This is a genomic window from Virgisporangium ochraceum (genome assembly GCF_016863655.1).
GTDB classification, from domain to species: Bacteria; Actinomycetota; Actinomycetes; order Mycobacteriales; family Micromonosporaceae; genus Virgisporangium; species Virgisporangium ochraceum.
Map to the genome: position 1 here is coordinate 1 of NZ_BOPH01000012.1, position 14,454 is coordinate 14,454.

At 70.9% G+C, this 14,454-nt stretch carries 17 protein-coding genes; 10 read left to right on the top strand and 7 right to left on the bottom strand.

The window, feature by feature from the left end; all coding sequences use genetic code 11:
- Positions 1 to 121 precede the first annotated feature (121 nt).
- The gene (locus tag Voc01_RS04325; protein WP_239159939.1) at positions 122 to 982 is read right to left on the bottom strand and encodes an AraC family transcriptional regulator; all 861 of its coding nucleotides are present in this window, start codon (positions 980 to 982) and stop codon (positions 122 to 124) included.
- Positions 983 to 1,032: 50 nt separating this feature from the next.
- Here Voc01_RS04325 and Voc01_RS04330 point away from each other — a divergent pair, with 50 nt between their 5' ends.
- The 3 genes from Voc01_RS04330 (at position 1,033) to Voc01_RS04340 (ending at position 3,385) form a co-directional block, all read left to right on the top strand.
- On the top strand, positions 1,033 to 1,440 hold the full coding sequence (locus Voc01_RS04330; protein ID WP_203925940.1) for a DUF2000 domain-containing protein: 408 nt from the start codon (positions 1,033 to 1,035) through the stop codon (positions 1,438 to 1,440).
- A 66-nt stretch (positions 1,441 to 1,506) separates the two neighbouring features.
- Entirely contained in the window at positions 1,507 to 2,331 is an 825-nt protein-coding gene (locus tag Voc01_RS04335) for a PhzF family phenazine biosynthesis protein (protein WP_203925941.1), read from the top strand.
- 43 nt (positions 2,332 to 2,374) lie between these two features.
- Positions 2,375 to 3,385 carry a glycoside hydrolase family protein gene (locus tag Voc01_RS04340; protein WP_203925942.1) on the top strand — a complete coding sequence of 337 codons (1,011 nt, stop codon included), beginning with the start codon at positions 2,375 to 2,377 and terminating at the stop codon, positions 3,383 to 3,385.
- Here the strand turns inward: Voc01_RS04340 and Voc01_RS04345 are convergent.
- Positions 3,370 to 4,602 carry a hypothetical protein gene (locus Voc01_RS04345; RefSeq protein WP_203925943.1) on the bottom strand — a complete coding sequence of 411 codons (1,233 nt, stop codon included), beginning with the start codon at positions 4,600 to 4,602 and terminating at the stop codon, positions 3,370 to 3,372. The genes Voc01_RS04340 and Voc01_RS04345 overlap by 16 nt on opposite strands.
- Before the next feature lie 102 nt (positions 4,603 to 4,704).
- On the opposite strand from Voc01_RS04345, the gene Voc01_RS04350 reads away from it, so the two are divergent.
- Positions 4,705 to 5,061, top strand: coding sequence for a hypothetical protein (locus tag Voc01_RS04350; RefSeq protein WP_203925944.1), 357 nt, complete (start codon positions 4,705 to 4,707; stop codon positions 5,059 to 5,061).
- Positions 5,062 to 5,797: 736 nt separating this feature from the next.
- Here Voc01_RS04350 and Voc01_RS04355 read toward each other — a convergent pair.
- Complete coding sequence (locus Voc01_RS04355) at positions 5,798 to 7,681, bottom strand: ABC transporter ATP-binding protein (protein WP_203925945.1); 1,884 nt, start codon at positions 7,679 to 7,681, stop codon at positions 5,798 to 5,800.
- Between the two features lie 85 nt (positions 7,682 to 7,766).
- Between Voc01_RS04355 and Voc01_RS52795 the strand changes: the two genes are divergently transcribed.
- The 5 genes from Voc01_RS52795 to Voc01_RS04375 all read left to right on the top strand — a co-directional run bounded on the left by Voc01_RS52795 (position 7,767) and on the right by Voc01_RS04375 (position 11,310).
- Complete coding sequence (locus Voc01_RS52795) at positions 7,767 to 8,366, top strand: sulfite oxidase-like oxidoreductase (RefSeq protein WP_239159940.1); 600 nt, start codon at positions 7,767 to 7,769, stop codon at positions 8,364 to 8,366.
- Positions 8,363 to 9,070: a ferredoxin reductase gene (locus Voc01_RS04360; protein WP_239159941.1), complete on the top strand. Its 708-nt coding sequence runs from the start codon at positions 8,363 to 8,365 to the stop codon at positions 9,068 to 9,070. Before Voc01_RS52795 ends, Voc01_RS04360 begins: the two co-directional genes overlap by 4 nt.
- Positions 9,070 to 9,330: a DUF6510 family protein gene (locus tag Voc01_RS04365; protein WP_239159942.1), complete on the top strand. Its 261-nt coding sequence runs from the start codon at positions 9,070 to 9,072 to the stop codon at positions 9,328 to 9,330. The genes Voc01_RS04360 and Voc01_RS04365 overlap by 1 nt, the downstream gene beginning before the upstream one ends.
- Before the next feature lie 72 nt (positions 9,331 to 9,402).
- Positions 9,403 to 10,911, top strand: coding sequence for a M28 family metallopeptidase (locus Voc01_RS04370; RefSeq protein ID WP_203925948.1), 1,509 nt, complete (start codon positions 9,403 to 9,405; stop codon positions 10,909 to 10,911).
- 48 nt (positions 10,912 to 10,959) lie between these two features.
- A complete protein-coding gene (locus tag Voc01_RS04375) occupies positions 10,960 to 11,310 on the top strand; it encodes a hypothetical protein (protein WP_203925949.1) in 351 nt (116 codons plus the stop codon).
- A 27-nt stretch (positions 11,311 to 11,337) separates the two neighbouring features.
- Here the strand turns inward: Voc01_RS04375 and Voc01_RS04380 are convergent, their stop codons facing one another.
- The 4 genes from Voc01_RS04380 to Voc01_RS04395 are packed head-to-tail and all read right to left on the bottom strand — an operon-like array spanning position 11,338 to position 13,643.
- Entirely contained in the window at positions 11,338 to 11,649 is a 312-nt protein-coding gene (locus tag Voc01_RS04380) for a DUF397 domain-containing protein (protein WP_203925950.1), read from the bottom strand.
- Positions 11,612 to 11,890 (bottom strand): hypothetical protein, encoded by a 279-nt coding sequence (locus Voc01_RS04385; RefSeq protein ID WP_203925979.1) that lies wholly within the window; start codon positions 11,888 to 11,890, stop codon positions 11,612 to 11,614. The genes Voc01_RS04380 and Voc01_RS04385 overlap by 38 nt, the downstream gene beginning before the upstream one ends.
- Before the next feature lie 14 nt (positions 11,891 to 11,904).
- Positions 11,905 to 12,891: a dTDP-glucose 4,6-dehydratase gene (gene rfbB, locus Voc01_RS04390; protein WP_203925951.1), complete on the bottom strand. Its 987-nt coding sequence runs from the start codon at positions 12,889 to 12,891 to the stop codon at positions 11,905 to 11,907.
- Positions 12,888 to 13,643 carry a GntR family transcriptional regulator gene (locus Voc01_RS04395; RefSeq protein WP_203925952.1) on the bottom strand — a complete coding sequence of 252 codons (756 nt, stop codon included), beginning with the start codon at positions 13,641 to 13,643 and terminating at the stop codon, positions 12,888 to 12,890. Before Voc01_RS04395 ends, rfbB begins: the two co-directional genes overlap by 4 nt.
- 101 nt (positions 13,644 to 13,744) lie before the next feature.
- Between Voc01_RS04395 and Voc01_RS04400 the strand changes: the two genes are divergently transcribed.
- Positions 13,745 to 14,452: a YcnI family copper-binding membrane protein gene (locus Voc01_RS04400; RefSeq protein ID WP_239159943.1), complete on the top strand. Its 708-nt coding sequence runs from the start codon at positions 13,745 to 13,747 to the stop codon at positions 14,450 to 14,452.
- Positions 14,453 to 14,454 lie beyond the last annotated feature (2 nt).

Here is a 14,454-nt window from a genome sequence, read left to right on the forward strand (position 1 = left end):
GCAGAGCGCCCTAACGCACGGTGACACCCATGACTGCGTACGAATCAACGACTCGGGACGCTAGTGGTGCTCTGTCGGGTCCCAGAGATGCCGTGTCCCGATCTTGCACTTGTGGCCGCCCTCAAAACATGACATTTCCGCAAATAGAGGCGGCCACAACTGCAAGATCGGCGTGCATCCTCGACAACGGCGCGGCGGCCGCGGAGCGGCCGTAGGCTGCCGGCGGGGTCGCCAGGAAACGGCGGAAGTGCCGGGTCAGGTGTGACTGGTCGTAGAAGCCCACAGCCGTGGCGGCCTCGGCCGGGCGCATGCCGGCGAGCAGCAGGGCGCGGGCACGCTCGACGCGGCGGCCGGTCAGGTACGCGTGCGGGGGCAGGCCGTACGCCCGGCGGAACGCGCGGACCAGGTGCGTCGGGTGGGCGTGCAGCACGGTGGCGGCTTCGGCCAGGCTCACGCCGGTCACCGTTCGCTCGTCCAACAGGTCACGGAACGCGGCGGCCAGGCCGCGGGCGGCCTCGACCCCGGCGGGCGCCCGCCGAAGGTGCGACCGCAGCCGCTCGCCGACGAACGCCAACCGGCTCTCGGCCTCGAACGTGTCGGCGGGGTGCGCCAGCGCCGCGTGCAGCGCCGACACGCGGGTACGCAGCGTCCCGTCGCGCAGCGTGGGCGTGTCGACGGCCGCTCCGGCCAGGGCCGGGTCGAGCACCGACGGCTCCAGGTACAGCACCCGCTTGCGGAACCCGTGCGGGGTGGCCGACCGACCGTCGTGCGCCACGCCGGGTGGCAGCAGCGTCACGGCGGTCTCGACCGCGCCGTGGTGGTTACCCGATTTGTCCAGGTCATACCTGATAGCGCCGTCGTCGACGATCAGGAGGGCCCACGCGTCGTGCGTGTGCATGGGGTACGCGTGGTCGACGTACCGGGCGTGCAGCACCTCGCTGATCCCGGCCACCGCTGGGCGCCAGGCCGTCACGGGGCTCACGCTCAGAACGTACAAGACCATCGTGGACCGGCGGGAGCACGCTCTTTTCCGTGACGCGCTTCGATACCAAGATCGCCGTGCTGCTCCGGGACGACCTGGCCACCTGGCAGCGGCTGAACGTGACCGCCTTCCTGGTGAGCGGCATCGCCTCGCCGTCGCTCCTCGGCGAGCCCTACCTCGACGCCGACGACACCCGCTACCTGCCGATGTTCGGGCAGCCGGTGCTGGTCTTCGAAGGGTCCCCGGAGGTGCTGACCCTGGCCCACCAGCGGGCCCTGGGCCGGGGAATGATGATGTCGATCTTCACGTCGGAGCTGTTCGCGACCGGCAACGACGTCGACAACCGGGCGGCGGTGCGGGCGGTGCCGCGCGACAAGCTCGACCTCGTCGGGCTGGCCGTGCACGGGCAACGCAACGCCGTCGACAAGGTTCTGAAGGGTGCCGCGCTGCACCGGTGAGCCAGTTCGCGCCCGGTGGCCTTCGCGCGGGCTCGGGCCCGCTCCGGCCGTGTCAGACTTCTCCGCGTGCCGCGACCGATCACGTTCGTAGACGTCTTCACCGACACGCCGTACCGGGGCAACCCGGTTGCCGTGGTCCACGACGCCACCGGCCTGTCGACCGACGACATGCAGCGCGTCGCGCAGTGGACGAACCTCTCCGAGACGACGTTCCTGCTGCCGCCCACCGAGCCCGGCGCCGACTACCTCCTGCGGATCTTCACGCCGGCGGCCGAACTGCCGTTCGCCGGGCATCCGACGCTCGGCTCCTGCCACGCGTGGCTGGCCCGCGGCGGCACTCCGGCCGGTGAGCAGGTGGTGCAGCAGTGCGGCGCCGGCCTGGTGAAGATCCGGCGGGGCGAGGTGCTCGCGTTCGCGGCTCCGCCGCTGGTGCGGTCGGGGCCGGTGTCGGATGAGCTGCTGGCCGACGTGGTCGCCGCGCTGGGCGTTTCGCCGTCAGCGGTGGTCGACTCGGCGTGGGTCGACAACGGGCCGGGGTGGCTCGCCGTCCAGCTGGGTAGCGCCGAGGAGGTGCTCGCCGTGCGGCCCTCGTTCATCGACCAGGACATCGGGCTGGTCGGCCCGTACCCGCCCGGGTCGCCGTCGGCGTACGAGGTGCGGGCGTTCTTCCCGGTCGGCGCCGAGATGCGGGAGGACCCGGTGACCGGCAGCCTGAACGCGTCGGTGGCCCAGTGGATGCTGGGCGACGGACGCGTGTCGGCCCCGTACGTGGCGAGCCAGGGGACGGTGCTCGGCCGGGCCGGCCGGGCCCACATCAGCCGCGACGACGACGGCACCATCTGGGTCGGCGGCGGCACGGTCACCTGTGTCTCGGGTGAGGTTCAGCTTTAGGCACCTGGCGTTCCGGCTGATCAATTGGCACAGTGTGTGATCGATGCCAACAGCCGCCAACTCGTGGGCCCGCCGCCGCACCGTCCTGCTGGCCCTGGTCCTTCTCCTGGGTGCCGTCTCGGCCGTTCTCGCGGTGCGCTCACGCGCCGGTGAGCCGGCCCGCACCGCCGAGGTCGGCTCCGGCGCGGCGCCGGCCGAGGCGCCCGGTGCACCACCGGCGGTCGCCGGGCTCGGTGCGGTGTCGGCCAGCCCGTCGGTGTCCGTCGGTGCGAGCGCGCCGGCTTCGGCCGGCTCCCCGTCCAGTTCGCCGCGCGGCAGCCGGATGGGCGGCAAGAAGGGCGTGAGCACGTACGAGTGGAGCGGCAACCGCGCCGCCCTCGCCGACGTGCGGGCGTCCTGGTACTACAACTGGTCGCCGCGGCGCGAGAGCACGCCCGGCCCGGCGACCGTCGAGTTCGTCCCGATGATCTGGGGCGCGTCGTCGGTGACCGACGGCAACCTGGCCCAGGCCCGACAGGACGGCAACGTGCTTCTCGGCTTCAACGAGCCCGACCTCGGCGAGCAGGCCAACATGTCGGTCGAGCAGGCCCTCGACCTGTGGCCGCGCCTGGAGGACACCGGCATGCGGCTGGGTAGCCCCGTGGTCGCCTTCGGCGGCGACAAGGCCGGGGGCTGGCTCGACCGGTTCATGTCCGGTGCGCGTGCGCGCGGCTACCGCGTCGACTTCATCGCCCTGCACTGGTACGGCAGCGACTTCCGGGCCGACGCGGCGACCGGCCATTTGCGCGGCTACCTGCAGGCGGTGTACCAGCGGTACCGGCTGCCGATCTGGCTCACCGAGTACTCCCTGATCAACTTCTCCGGCAGCCCGAAGTTCCCCAGCGGGGCGGAGCAGGCCGCGTTCGTCCGCGCCTCGACGGCGATGCTGGGCAACCTGTCGTTCGTGGAGCGGTACGCGTGGTTCGCGCTGCCGTCGACGCGGGGCGCCGGCACGGGGCTGTACCGGGACAACGGCACCCCGACGGAGGCGGGCGCGGCCTACCGGTCGGCGTAGGGCTCCGCGCCGCCGGCCTCGTCGCGGGCTGTGTCGCGGGCTGTGTCGCGGGCTGTGTCGGGAGCCTGGTCGCGGGCTGTGCGGGTCTCCGCGAGCGGGCGCCGGTGGGTGACCAGCGCGACCGCCGCGACCAGGCCGATCACGGCGAGCGCCTGGGCGGCGAACGCGGCGGTCCGGTAGCCGACCGCGCCGTCGGCCCACGCCGCGAACAGGCTCGCGTCGGCCCCGGCGACCGCGACGCCGATCGCCGCCGCGAACACCACCGGCACCGTGCGGGCCGCCCGCCGCAGGGCCGCGATCGTGAGGACGCCGGACGCGCCCACCAGCGCGGCCGCCAGCCCCAGCACCAGGACCAGCACGGGCAGGGTGGCGTTGGTGTCCCGCCAGCCGAAGCCGCCGGCGAGGGCGAGCAGTCCACCGATGCCGAGCAGGGCGGCGGCGCCACCGACCGACCATCGGACGACCCGCCATGCCGCCGCCGACCCGGCGACCGCCATCACGGCGAGGCCGGCCAGCAGCCCGGCGACCATCTGCGGTGCGGCGTCGCGGGCCGACTGCTCCTCGATCGGCGGTGCCGGCCTGACCTTGCTCCGGGCCCGGCCGGACGGGTCGATGGTGGTGCCGAAGCCGGTGCGGGTCCAGGTGCCGTCGGGGGCGCGCACCGCGTACCCGTCCCGGCCGTTGGCGACGACCACCGAGTGACCACCGTCGACGGCGACCACCGCCAGCGCCCGCGACGCCAGGTGCTCGGCCGGTTCGCCGAGGTTCTCGTAGCAGCGGGCGAGACGGCGCCGCTCGTCGTCGGGCACCGACCAGGCGATCCACCAGGAGTGGCCGCCGTTGAGTGACTCCTCGACGCGCAGGTGGCCGGGGACGATCCGGTAGCAGTGGCTTGGCTGGTCGGGCGCACAGGCCTGGGTGGGCAGGACGACGTCTTCGGTGAGTCCGAGCTCGTCGCGGCTGGTCGGCCGCCAGGTGAGGCCGCCGTCGGCACTGATGCGCCACTGGGCCCGGCCGGCGCCGGACCCGCTCTCGGCGGCGACGATCTGGGCCCGCCACTCCACCACCGAGACCGCCTCGGGGTACCGCTTGTCGCTGGCCGCGTCGACCCCGAGCAGGGCGACCGGAGCGAGGAAGAACACCGCCAGGGCCACGACCGCGAGCGGATGCGCCAGCCACGGTCTTCGCCGCGCGCCGGAGGACCCTGTCTCGCTCATGTTCAACACCGTGGCATCGGGCCATCACGACCTGGCCTCGATCCGGTGACGAGTATTGTGCATTGGCCCGATTTGCGAACCAGATCGTCTCGACGGCTTGCGGTGCCCAAGATCGAGGCTCCGGGTGAAACCGACCGCCGAGCGGATAGCCTGGCGATCATGGCCATGAAAGTAGTTGAAGTGCGGGAATGCGACCGGTGCGGGAAGGAGCCCGCCCATACGTGGGTGATCACCGGCCCGGAGGGCGCCACCCGAGAGATCGAGTTGTGCGACCGTCACGCCGCCGCGGTCGCGAACGCGTTCGCCCTCGGACGGGCCGTTGCTGCACGCGCCACGCGGGGGCGTCCGGCTCGGCGTGCCACGACCACCCGCACCGGGCCCGCCAGCCCCAACGGTTCCGCGAGCCCCAACGGCAAGGCGAAGGCTGCGCCGCCCGAGCCGGAGCCGATCTGGCGCTGATTGTGCTGGCCCCGGCACGGCGCGGGATCACCGATCAACGACCGTGGGGCGTGGAACGCCGACGACCTGGGCCTGTGCATCCGGGCGTCATGGGACGAGGCGCCACGAGTTACCGATGACGGATCGCGTGGCCGCGGAATGCCATTCGTCACGGGTTGGCGAGACCACGACCCATCCCCGGGCACGCGGTTGGCGGTAATCGGACCCGTGACCCTGTGTCCACCCACCGGCCGGCCAACAAGCTCCGATCTTGGACTTCTGTGCACCGTATGCGGTGTGGAAGTATCCAAGATCGCCGGCCCTGGGGATGCCGAGACGCCGAAGCAGCAGCCGGAAGGACCCTGACTCCGAAATGCCTCTGGCGGCCGAGCAACCGCAATCGACCAACGCAATCGAGCAACGGCCCGGCCCTGGGCTTCGAGTTGGCCGCCTCTGGCGCCGGCCGCAGTTCCGGGGAAGTGCCGCGGGAAGTGCCGACATGCCGCGGTAGTGAGGTCGGCGGCCCGGTAGCACGGGGGCGTGGTGTGGGCGCTTACTCACGGTTCGCGGGTAGAGATGATCGAGGAAGAAAGGGATGGCTGGAACCGGCCGGATCTTCCTCGATCAACTGCGTGGGTCACGGTCTGTGCGCTAATCCGGCCGTGGCCAGGTTGTAGTGACGGCGACCCCTGGGCGGCAGGCCGGCAGCGTGGGGTCACGCGTTCGACCACCCGCCCCAGGGCGGGGTTGTGGCGGGTCAGGCGGTTGTGGTGACCGGGACCGGTTGTTCGAACTGGGTGCGGTAGAGCTCCTCGTACCGACCGCCCCTCGCCAGGAGGTCGGCGTGGGTGCCGCGTTCGAGTATGCGGCCGTCCTCGATGACGAGGATCTGGTCGGCCGCCCGCACGGTGGACAGGCGGTGGGCGATCACCAGGGCCGTGCGTCCCGACAGGGCTTCGCCCAGGGCTGCCTGGACAGCCGCCTCGGAGGTCGAGTCGAGGTGGGCGGTGGCCTCGTCGAGGATTACGACCTTCGGCCTGGCCAGCAGCAGTCGGGCGATCGTCAGGCGTTGGCGCTCGCCGCCCGAGAGGCGGTAGCCGCGTTCGCCCACCACGGTGTCGAGGCCGTCGGGGAGGGACTTGATCAGCGTGTCGAGCCTCGCCCGGCGTAGTGCATGCCACAGCTCGTCGTCGGTGGCGTCGGGACGGGCGAACAGCAGGTTGTAGCGCACCGACTCGTGGAACAGGTGGCCGTCCTGGGTGACCATGCCCAGCGTGGCGCGGATCGAGTCGCCCGTGAGATCGCGCACGTCGACGCCGGCCAGGCGGACCGCACCGGCCTCCGCGTCGTAGAGCCTCGGCACCAGGGACGCGATCGTCGACTTGCCCGCGCCGGACGAGCCGACCAGCGCCACCAGCTGACCCGGGTCGACCCGGAACGACACGTCGTGCAGCACCGGAGCGCCGCCCCGCCCGTCGAGGACGGCGACCTCCTCCAGCGAGGCCAGGGACACCTTGTCGGCCGCCGGGTAGCTGAAGGAGACGTCGTCGAACTCGATCGACACGGGCTCGTCGGGCACCGCACCCGCGTCGGGCCGCTCCTCGATGAGCGGCTTGAGGTCGAGGATCTCGAAGACCCGGTCGAAGCTGACCAGCGCGCTCATCACCTCGACCCGGGCGCTCGCCAACGCGGTGAGCGGCGCGTACAGCCGGGTGAGCAGCAGCGCCAGGGCCACCACGGACCCGGCGTCGAGCTGACCGCGCAGCGCGAACCAGCCGCCCAGCCCGTAGACGAGCGCGAGCGCCAGCGCCGACACCAGGGTCAACGCGGTGATGAAGATCCACTGAACCATCGCGGTGCGCACCCCGATGTCGCGGACCCGCCGGGCACGCGCCGCGAACTCCGCGGACTCCTGCGCCGGCCGGCCGTACAGCTTGACCAGCGTGGCGCCGGGCGCCGAGAACCGCTCGGTCATCTGCGTGCCCATGGTGGCGTTGTGGTCGGCCGCCTCGCGCTCGAGCCGGGCCAGCCGCGACCCCATGCGCCGCGCCGGCAGCACGAACACCGGCAGCAGCACCAGCGCGAGCAGCGTGATCTGCCACGAGATGCGCAGCATGACCGCCAGCGTGAGCGTGAGCATCACGAGGTTGCCGACGACGCCGCTCAACGTGTCGCTGAACGCCCGCTGCGCGCCGATCACGTCGTTGTTGAGCCGGCTGACCAACGCACCCGTGCGCGTGCGTGTGAAGAACGCCACCGGCATGCGCTGCACATGGTCGAAGACCGTGGTGCGCAGGTCGAGGATCAGCCCTTCACCGATGGTCGCCGACAGCCACCGGGTGGCGATGCTGCCGGCGGCCTCGGCGACCGCGATCACCGCGATGACCGACGCGAGAAGGATGACGGTGTCGCTGGACGCGCCACCGACGATCTCGTCGACCACCCGGCCGGCGAGCACGGGCGTGGCCACGGCCAGCAGCGCGCCGACGACGCTGAGCAGGAGGAACAGCACGAGGTGACGCCGGTGCGGCCGCGCGAACGACGCGATGCGCTTCAGCGTGGCGCGGGAGAACGGACGTTTCTCCTCCTGCGCCGTCATCGCGCTGTAGAGCGAGTTCCACGCGGCCATCTCCATGCTCATGACAACGTCCTATCAGTCGGCTACGACAAAAACGATGCAAGCTCAACAGAGGTTGAGGTCAACCGGCGTGATAGGAACTACAACCGTGAACATCGTTTCGCCGGGGTTCTCGGGGCGGCGCAGGTCGGCCGACACCCGACTCCCTCCGGGCCAGTACCTCACACACGACTTCCCGGTGCTGTCCGCGGGGCCCACGCCCCGCGTGAGCACCAGCGAGTGGGAGTTCACGATCACCACCGAGGCCGGGCAGGCCCACCGGTGGTCGTGGTCGGACCTGATGAACCTCACCAACGAGGAGATCACCACCGACATCCACTGCGTCACCAAATGGTCCAAGCTGGGAACGACCTGGCGCGGCGTCCCGCTCGACACGTTCTTCGAGGACATCGACACCGCCGCCGACTACGCGTTGGCCTACTCCTACGGCGGCTACACCACGAACCTCCCGCTCGACGACCTGCTCGAGCACCGCGCGTGGATCACATGGGAGTTCGACGGCGAGCCGCTGGCCCCCGAGCACGGCGGCCCGGCGCGGCTGCTGGTCCCGCATCTGTACTTCTGGAAATCGGCGAAGTGGGTCCGCGGCATCCGGCTGTCGTTCGAGGAGGACCTCGGCTTCTGGGAAACCGTCGGCTACCACGAGTACGGCGACCCGTGGCGCGAGCAGAGGTACCAGGGCGATTGAGAGCCAGGATCACGTGGCGGATCGGCACGCTGGTGTCGGTCCACCGCGAAACTGACACCGCGCGGACGCTCGTGCTGAACGTTCCCGACTGGCCCGGCCACGACGCGGGCCAGCACATCGACGTGCGACTCACCGCACCCGACGGCTACCGCGCGCAGCGCAGCTACTCGCTCGCCGCACCGGCCGACGGCGACCGCGTCGAGATCACCGTGCAGCACGTCGACGACGGTGAGGTGAGCGACTACCTCACGCAGACGTTCACGCCGGGCGACGCGGTGGAGATCAGGGGCCCGGTCGGCGGCTGGTTCGTGTGGCGACCGGCGCAGACCGAACCGGTGCTGCTGGTCGCGGGCGGATCGGGGATCGTACCGCTGATGGCGATGGTCCGGGCGCGCAAGGCCGCGGGCAGCCGCACCCCGTTCCGCCTGATCTATTCGGCGCGCTCGCCGAAGGAGACCATCTACGGAGACGAGCTGCGCACGCGCGCCCGCGACGATTTCGGGCTCGATGTGTCCTATGTGTACACCCGCGAACCGGTGCGGAGACGGATCTCCCTCGCCGACGTGAACACCCACGGCTGGCCGCCCGACCTCAACCCGACCTGCTTCGTCTGCGGGCCAACGGGTTTCGTCGAGACCGTGGCCGACATGCTGGTGGCCCTCGGCCACGATCCCCGACGGGTCAAGACCGAAAGGTTCGGATGATGGCCGATCACCTCGACGGCAACGACATGCTGGGCGCGCTGGCCGAGATCTTCGCGGTCGACGTGAGCACCGCGGTGGCGCCGTGCACGAACTGCCGGCAGCGGAACGTGGTGGCCGCACTGCGGGTCTACGGCGGGCCGAACGCGCCCGGACTGGTGGCGCGCTGCCCCGGCTGCGAGCACGTGGTGCTGCGGCTGGTGCGCGGACCCGAGTCGGCGTGGCTCGAAGTCAGCGGCACATTACGCATATCGATGGGATGACCTACTCGGAACCTTCCTCAAGGGGTGCGCGCGCGGATACCGTACGCGCACCCCGTGCATTGAGGAGGTTCCATGAAGCTTCCCAGACTCCTGGCCGCCGTCGGTCTGGCGGTCGCGACGACCACCGTCGTCGCGGCATCCCCGGCATACGCCGCGCCACCTGACATCTCGCTCACCGCGGTCAAAGCGCACCTCACGCAGTTGCAGAGCATCGCGACCGCCAACGGCGGCAACCGCGCGCACGGCCGGCCCGGTTACCTCGCGTCGGTCAACTACATCAAGGGCCAGTTGGACGCCGTGGGCTACAGCACGGTCATCCAGTCCTTCACCTACAACGGGGCCACGGGCTACAACCTGATCGCCGACTGGCCCGGCGGCGACCCGAACCAGGTGCTGATGACCGGTGCGCACCTCGACAGCGTCACGGCGGGTCCCGGCATCAACGACAACGGATCCGGCTCGGCGGCCATCCTCGAGGTGGCGAAAGCCGTTGCGTCCACCGGCTACCAGCCCGGCAAGCATCTGCGGTTCGGCTGGTGGGGCGCCGAGGAGCTGGGTCTGCGCGGGTCGCAGTTCTACGTCAACAACCTGCCGTCGAGCGAACGCACGAAGATCAAGGGCTACCTGAACTTCGACATGGTCGGCTCGCCGAACGCCGGCTACTTCGTGTACGACGGCGACAACTCGGCCGGCACCGGCGCGGGTCCCGGACCCGCCGGATCGACGCAGATCGAACAGGTCATCCGGGCGAAGTTCACGTCGTACGGCATCACGATGGACGACACCGACTTCGACGGCCGCTCCGACTACGGTCCCTTCATCGCGGTCGGCATCCCGGCCGGCGGCACGTTCACCGGTGCCGAGGGCACGAAGTCGAGCTCGCAGGCCTCGCGCTGGGGCGGCACGGCGGGGCAGGCGTTCGACGTCTGCTACCACCGGTCCTGCGACACCACGTCGAACATCAACGACACGGCCCTGGACCGCAACGCCGACGCGATCGCCCACGCCGTGTGGACGCTCAGCGAGGTGCCACCGACCGGGACGACGCTCTGGTCGGACACCTTCGAGACGGCCACCGGCTGGACCGTGAACCCCGCCGGCACCGACACCGCCACCACCGGCGCGTGGGAGCGCGGCAACCCCGCCGGTACGTCGTCGAGCGGCGTCACCACGCAGCTCGACGCCACGGTGAGCGGGGTCAATGCCCTGGTGACGGGCGCCGCGGCCGGAGCCTCGGCCGGCGCGAACGACCTCGACGGCGGCACGACCACGGCGCAGAGCCCGACGATCGCCCTCCCGTCGGGTGCGACGCTGCGCCTGACGTTCCAGTACTACCTGGCGCACCTGAACAACGCGACGAGCGCCGACCTCCTGCGGGTGCGCGTCGTCGGCACGACGTCGACGACGGTGCTGACGGTCACCGGAGCCGCGTCGAACCGCGCCGCGGCGTGGGCATCGTCCAGTGTGGACATTTCGGCCTTCGCCGGCCAGACGGTACGGATCGTCGTGGAAGCCGCTGACGCCTCGACCGCGAGCCTCGTGGAGGCCGCGATCGACGACGTCGTGATCGCCCGGCTGTAGATCGAGCTGCCCGGTTACCCACCGGCTCGCGGCGGGTAACCGGGCAGAATGGCGAAGTATCACCTCAACGAGGCCGCTGTGGCCAAGGCGCGGCGCCTGATCGACGCCCGGCAGTACGTGTTGAAGAGCGACTGGGGTGACGTGCAGCCCAACGCCGAGGCGCAGAACGCGTACCTGAAGAACCATTCGTGGGACGAGTACGCCGAGTGGCACCTCGGCCTGACCGACGGTGCCACCGACGAGACGAAGGCCCGGTACGCGTTCGTGTACGGCGACCTGCGTCGCATCCATCGCACGGGGCTGATCGCGTGCGTGTACCGCGCGTCGGAGTGGCACCACAAGGATGTCGAGCTCGCTGCCCACGACCTGCTCCAGTACCTGGACCAGAAGACCGCCTAGCGCGGTTCACCACCAACCAACGTGGTGCTAGCCGAGCCGGTCGGCGCGGATCGCAGCTATCAGGGCGCGCCAGGACTCGTGGGAGAAGCGCAGAACCGAAACGGGATTCTTCGAGTCCCGGACCGTGACCGCATCCGAGCCGCGGGCGATCTCGACACAGTGTCCATTTGCACCACTGCGAGTGGATTTCGTGAACACCGTGTCTCCCGAACGCGTCTGTGACACAGTGCCCCCCTCGCTGTCGACAGTCTGGGCGCAGCATATTAGGCCCCCCGCTACCCCTTTCGGCAGCGTACCTGGATCACTCCTCTGACGGGGAGATACTGTCCTCGGCGCCATCGGGCGACGGCACCGGCGGCGCCAGCACACCCGCGATCTCCCGCACCAACGGCACCGCGACCATCCCGGGTGATCGCGTTCGTGCTTGATGCTCATCGGCAAGTGCGTTCGACCGCGGCAGCAGAACGCCTTCCACCACCGCGAGCGGACCGTCTCCTCCCGCCGGCAGGTGGCCGGTCCGGATACGTACCGCAGCACAGGTCGGCAGCGTGACCGACGGCGATGGCCGCACCGGGTACATGATGCCGCATCAACCTACGCCCATGCGGCCTCGTCGACCGGTGACAGCAGCGGCTCCCACCACGACCGGTGCGACGCGTACCAGGCGACGGTCGCCGCCAGCCCCGACGCGAAGTCGACCGTCGGCGCCCAGCCGAGCTCGCGCCGGAGCCGGCCCGAGTCGAGGAGGTAGCGGCGGTCGTGGCCGGGGCGGTCCGGCACCGTCTCGATCATCGTCGGTGGCAGGCCGAGTTCGGCGAGGATGAGCCCGGCCAGGTCGGCGGCGCTCACCTCGACGCCGGAGCCGACGTTGTACGTCGCACCGACGGTGCCGGCGTCCAGCACCCGCTCGATGGCGGCGCAGTGGTCGGTGACGTGCAGCCACTCCCGCCGGTTGGCGCTCGACCGGTACAGCGGCAACGGCTGCCCGCGCAGCGCCCGCGTGGTGAAGAGCGGGATCACCTTCTCCGGGAACTGGTACGGCCCGTAGTTGTTGGCGCAGTTGGTGATCGTGACGGGCAGCCCGAACGTCTCGTGGTACGCGCGGACGGCATGGTCGGCGCCCGCCTTGCTGGCGTTGTACGGCGTTCGCGGCCGGTACGGCGACTCCTCGGTGAACGTCTCATCGGAGTCCAGCGGGAGGTCGCCGTACACCTCACACGTCGACACGTGGTGGAACCGGGCCAGCCCGACGCGTCGGGCGGCCTCCAGCAACCGCTGGGTGCCCAGCACGTTGGTCTCGAAGAAGCGGCCCGGGTCGAGCACGGCCAGGCTGTTGTGCGACTCGGCCGCGAAGTTCACCACGACGTCGACGCGGTGCTCGCGCAGCAGCTGCTCCATTGTGGACAGTTCGCGGATGTCGGCGTGCACGAAGACACAGTCGACGCCGTCGAGGGTCGACCGGTTGCCGGCGTAGGTGAGCGCGTCGACCGCGACGACGCGGTCGCCCGGACGACGTAGACGCCAGTAACGCACGAAGTTCGCGCCGATGAACCCGGCGGCGCCGGTGACGAGCAGATTCATGAAATCTCCATCACTCCGGGCGGATCGGAACCCGGCCCGCCGCGGAACTCGACCTCGAGCCGGAACCGGTGCCCGAGATACCGGTGTTCGGACAGCGCGAGCGGACGTCCGTCGGGCAAAAGCGCCAACCGCCGGATCAACAGCAACGGGACGCCGGCGGCCGTGTCGAGAAGCTCGGCCACGGCCGCGGAGGCCGCCGCCGCGGCGATGGTCTGCCGCACGACCTCGATCTCGTGGCCCTTGCGCCGCAACGTCTCCCACACGCCGGGGTCCTCGGCATCGGCCCGGCTCACCGGCGCCGCGAAGGACAGGGACACCCATTCGGTGACCACGTCGAGCGGCAACTGTCCGGCCCGCCGCACCGCACGAACCCGCAGCACCTCGGCCCCGTCGGCGACGCCGAGCACCTGCGCGACGTCGGCCGGAGCGGGCCGGTACTCGTAGCCGGTGACCCGGCGCACCAGTGCCATGCCCGCCTCGGTGACCGCCGACCGGGCGTGCTGGAAGCTGCCGAGCGCCAGCGTCTGCCCGAACGAGGCACCCGAGACGACGTACCACCCCGAGCCCTTGCGGGCCGCGACCAGCCCCTCGGCCCGCAGCTGCTCCAGGGCCCGCCGGACGGTCACCCGGCTGACGCCGTACCGCCGGCCGAGCTCGGCCTCGCTCTCCAGCGCACCCGACCGCGCGTAGTCGCCCATCGCGACGCGTTCCCGCAGCTCAGCGGCGAGAACCTCGAAGCGTGGACCTGTCATAAATCTGTATGCTACAGGACCATACGAAAAATGAGGGGGAACTCTTCGGCCCCTTTTGCCGACTTCGTTAGGAAACGGGCACCCAGGAATATCGAGGAGAACTGATGCGTACGCGGACCGCACTGCGAGTGGCCCTCGCGGTCGCCATCGGCGCGCTGTCGACCGCCGTCACCGGCGTCGGAACGGCCTCGGCGCACGTCACGGTCAACCCGAAGGACGCGACGCAGGGCGGGTACGCCAAACTCGCGTTCCGGGTGCCGAACGAGAAGGACGCCGCGTCGACCACCAGGCTCGAGATCGTCATCCCGACCGACCTGGCGCCGATCGCGTCCGTGTCGACGCGCCCTGTACCGGGCTGGACCGTCGCGGTCGAGAAGACGACGCTCGCGACGCCGTTGAAGGTCCACGACAGCGAGGTCACCGAGGTGGTGTCGAAGCTCGTCTGGACCGCCGACGGCGACGCCACCCAGATCAAGCCGCACACGTTCCAGGAGTTCGAGGTGTCGGCCGGGCCGCTGCCCGAGGTCGACCAGATCGCGTTCAAGGCCCTGCAGACCTACTCCGACGGCGAGGTCGTCCGCTGGATCGACGAGGGCGCCGACGCCGACCGGCCCGCCCCGATCCTGAAGCTGTCCAAGGCGACCGCCGCTCCGGCGGCCCCCGCCCCGGTGAACGCGGCCGCCACCGAGGAGACCGGCGACGACGCGGAGTCCGGCCTCGCGCTCACGCTCGGGATCGCCGGTCTGGTCGCCGGCGTCGCGGCGTTGGTGGTGGCCCTGCTCGCGTACCGCCGCCGCGCAGCGGCTTAGCA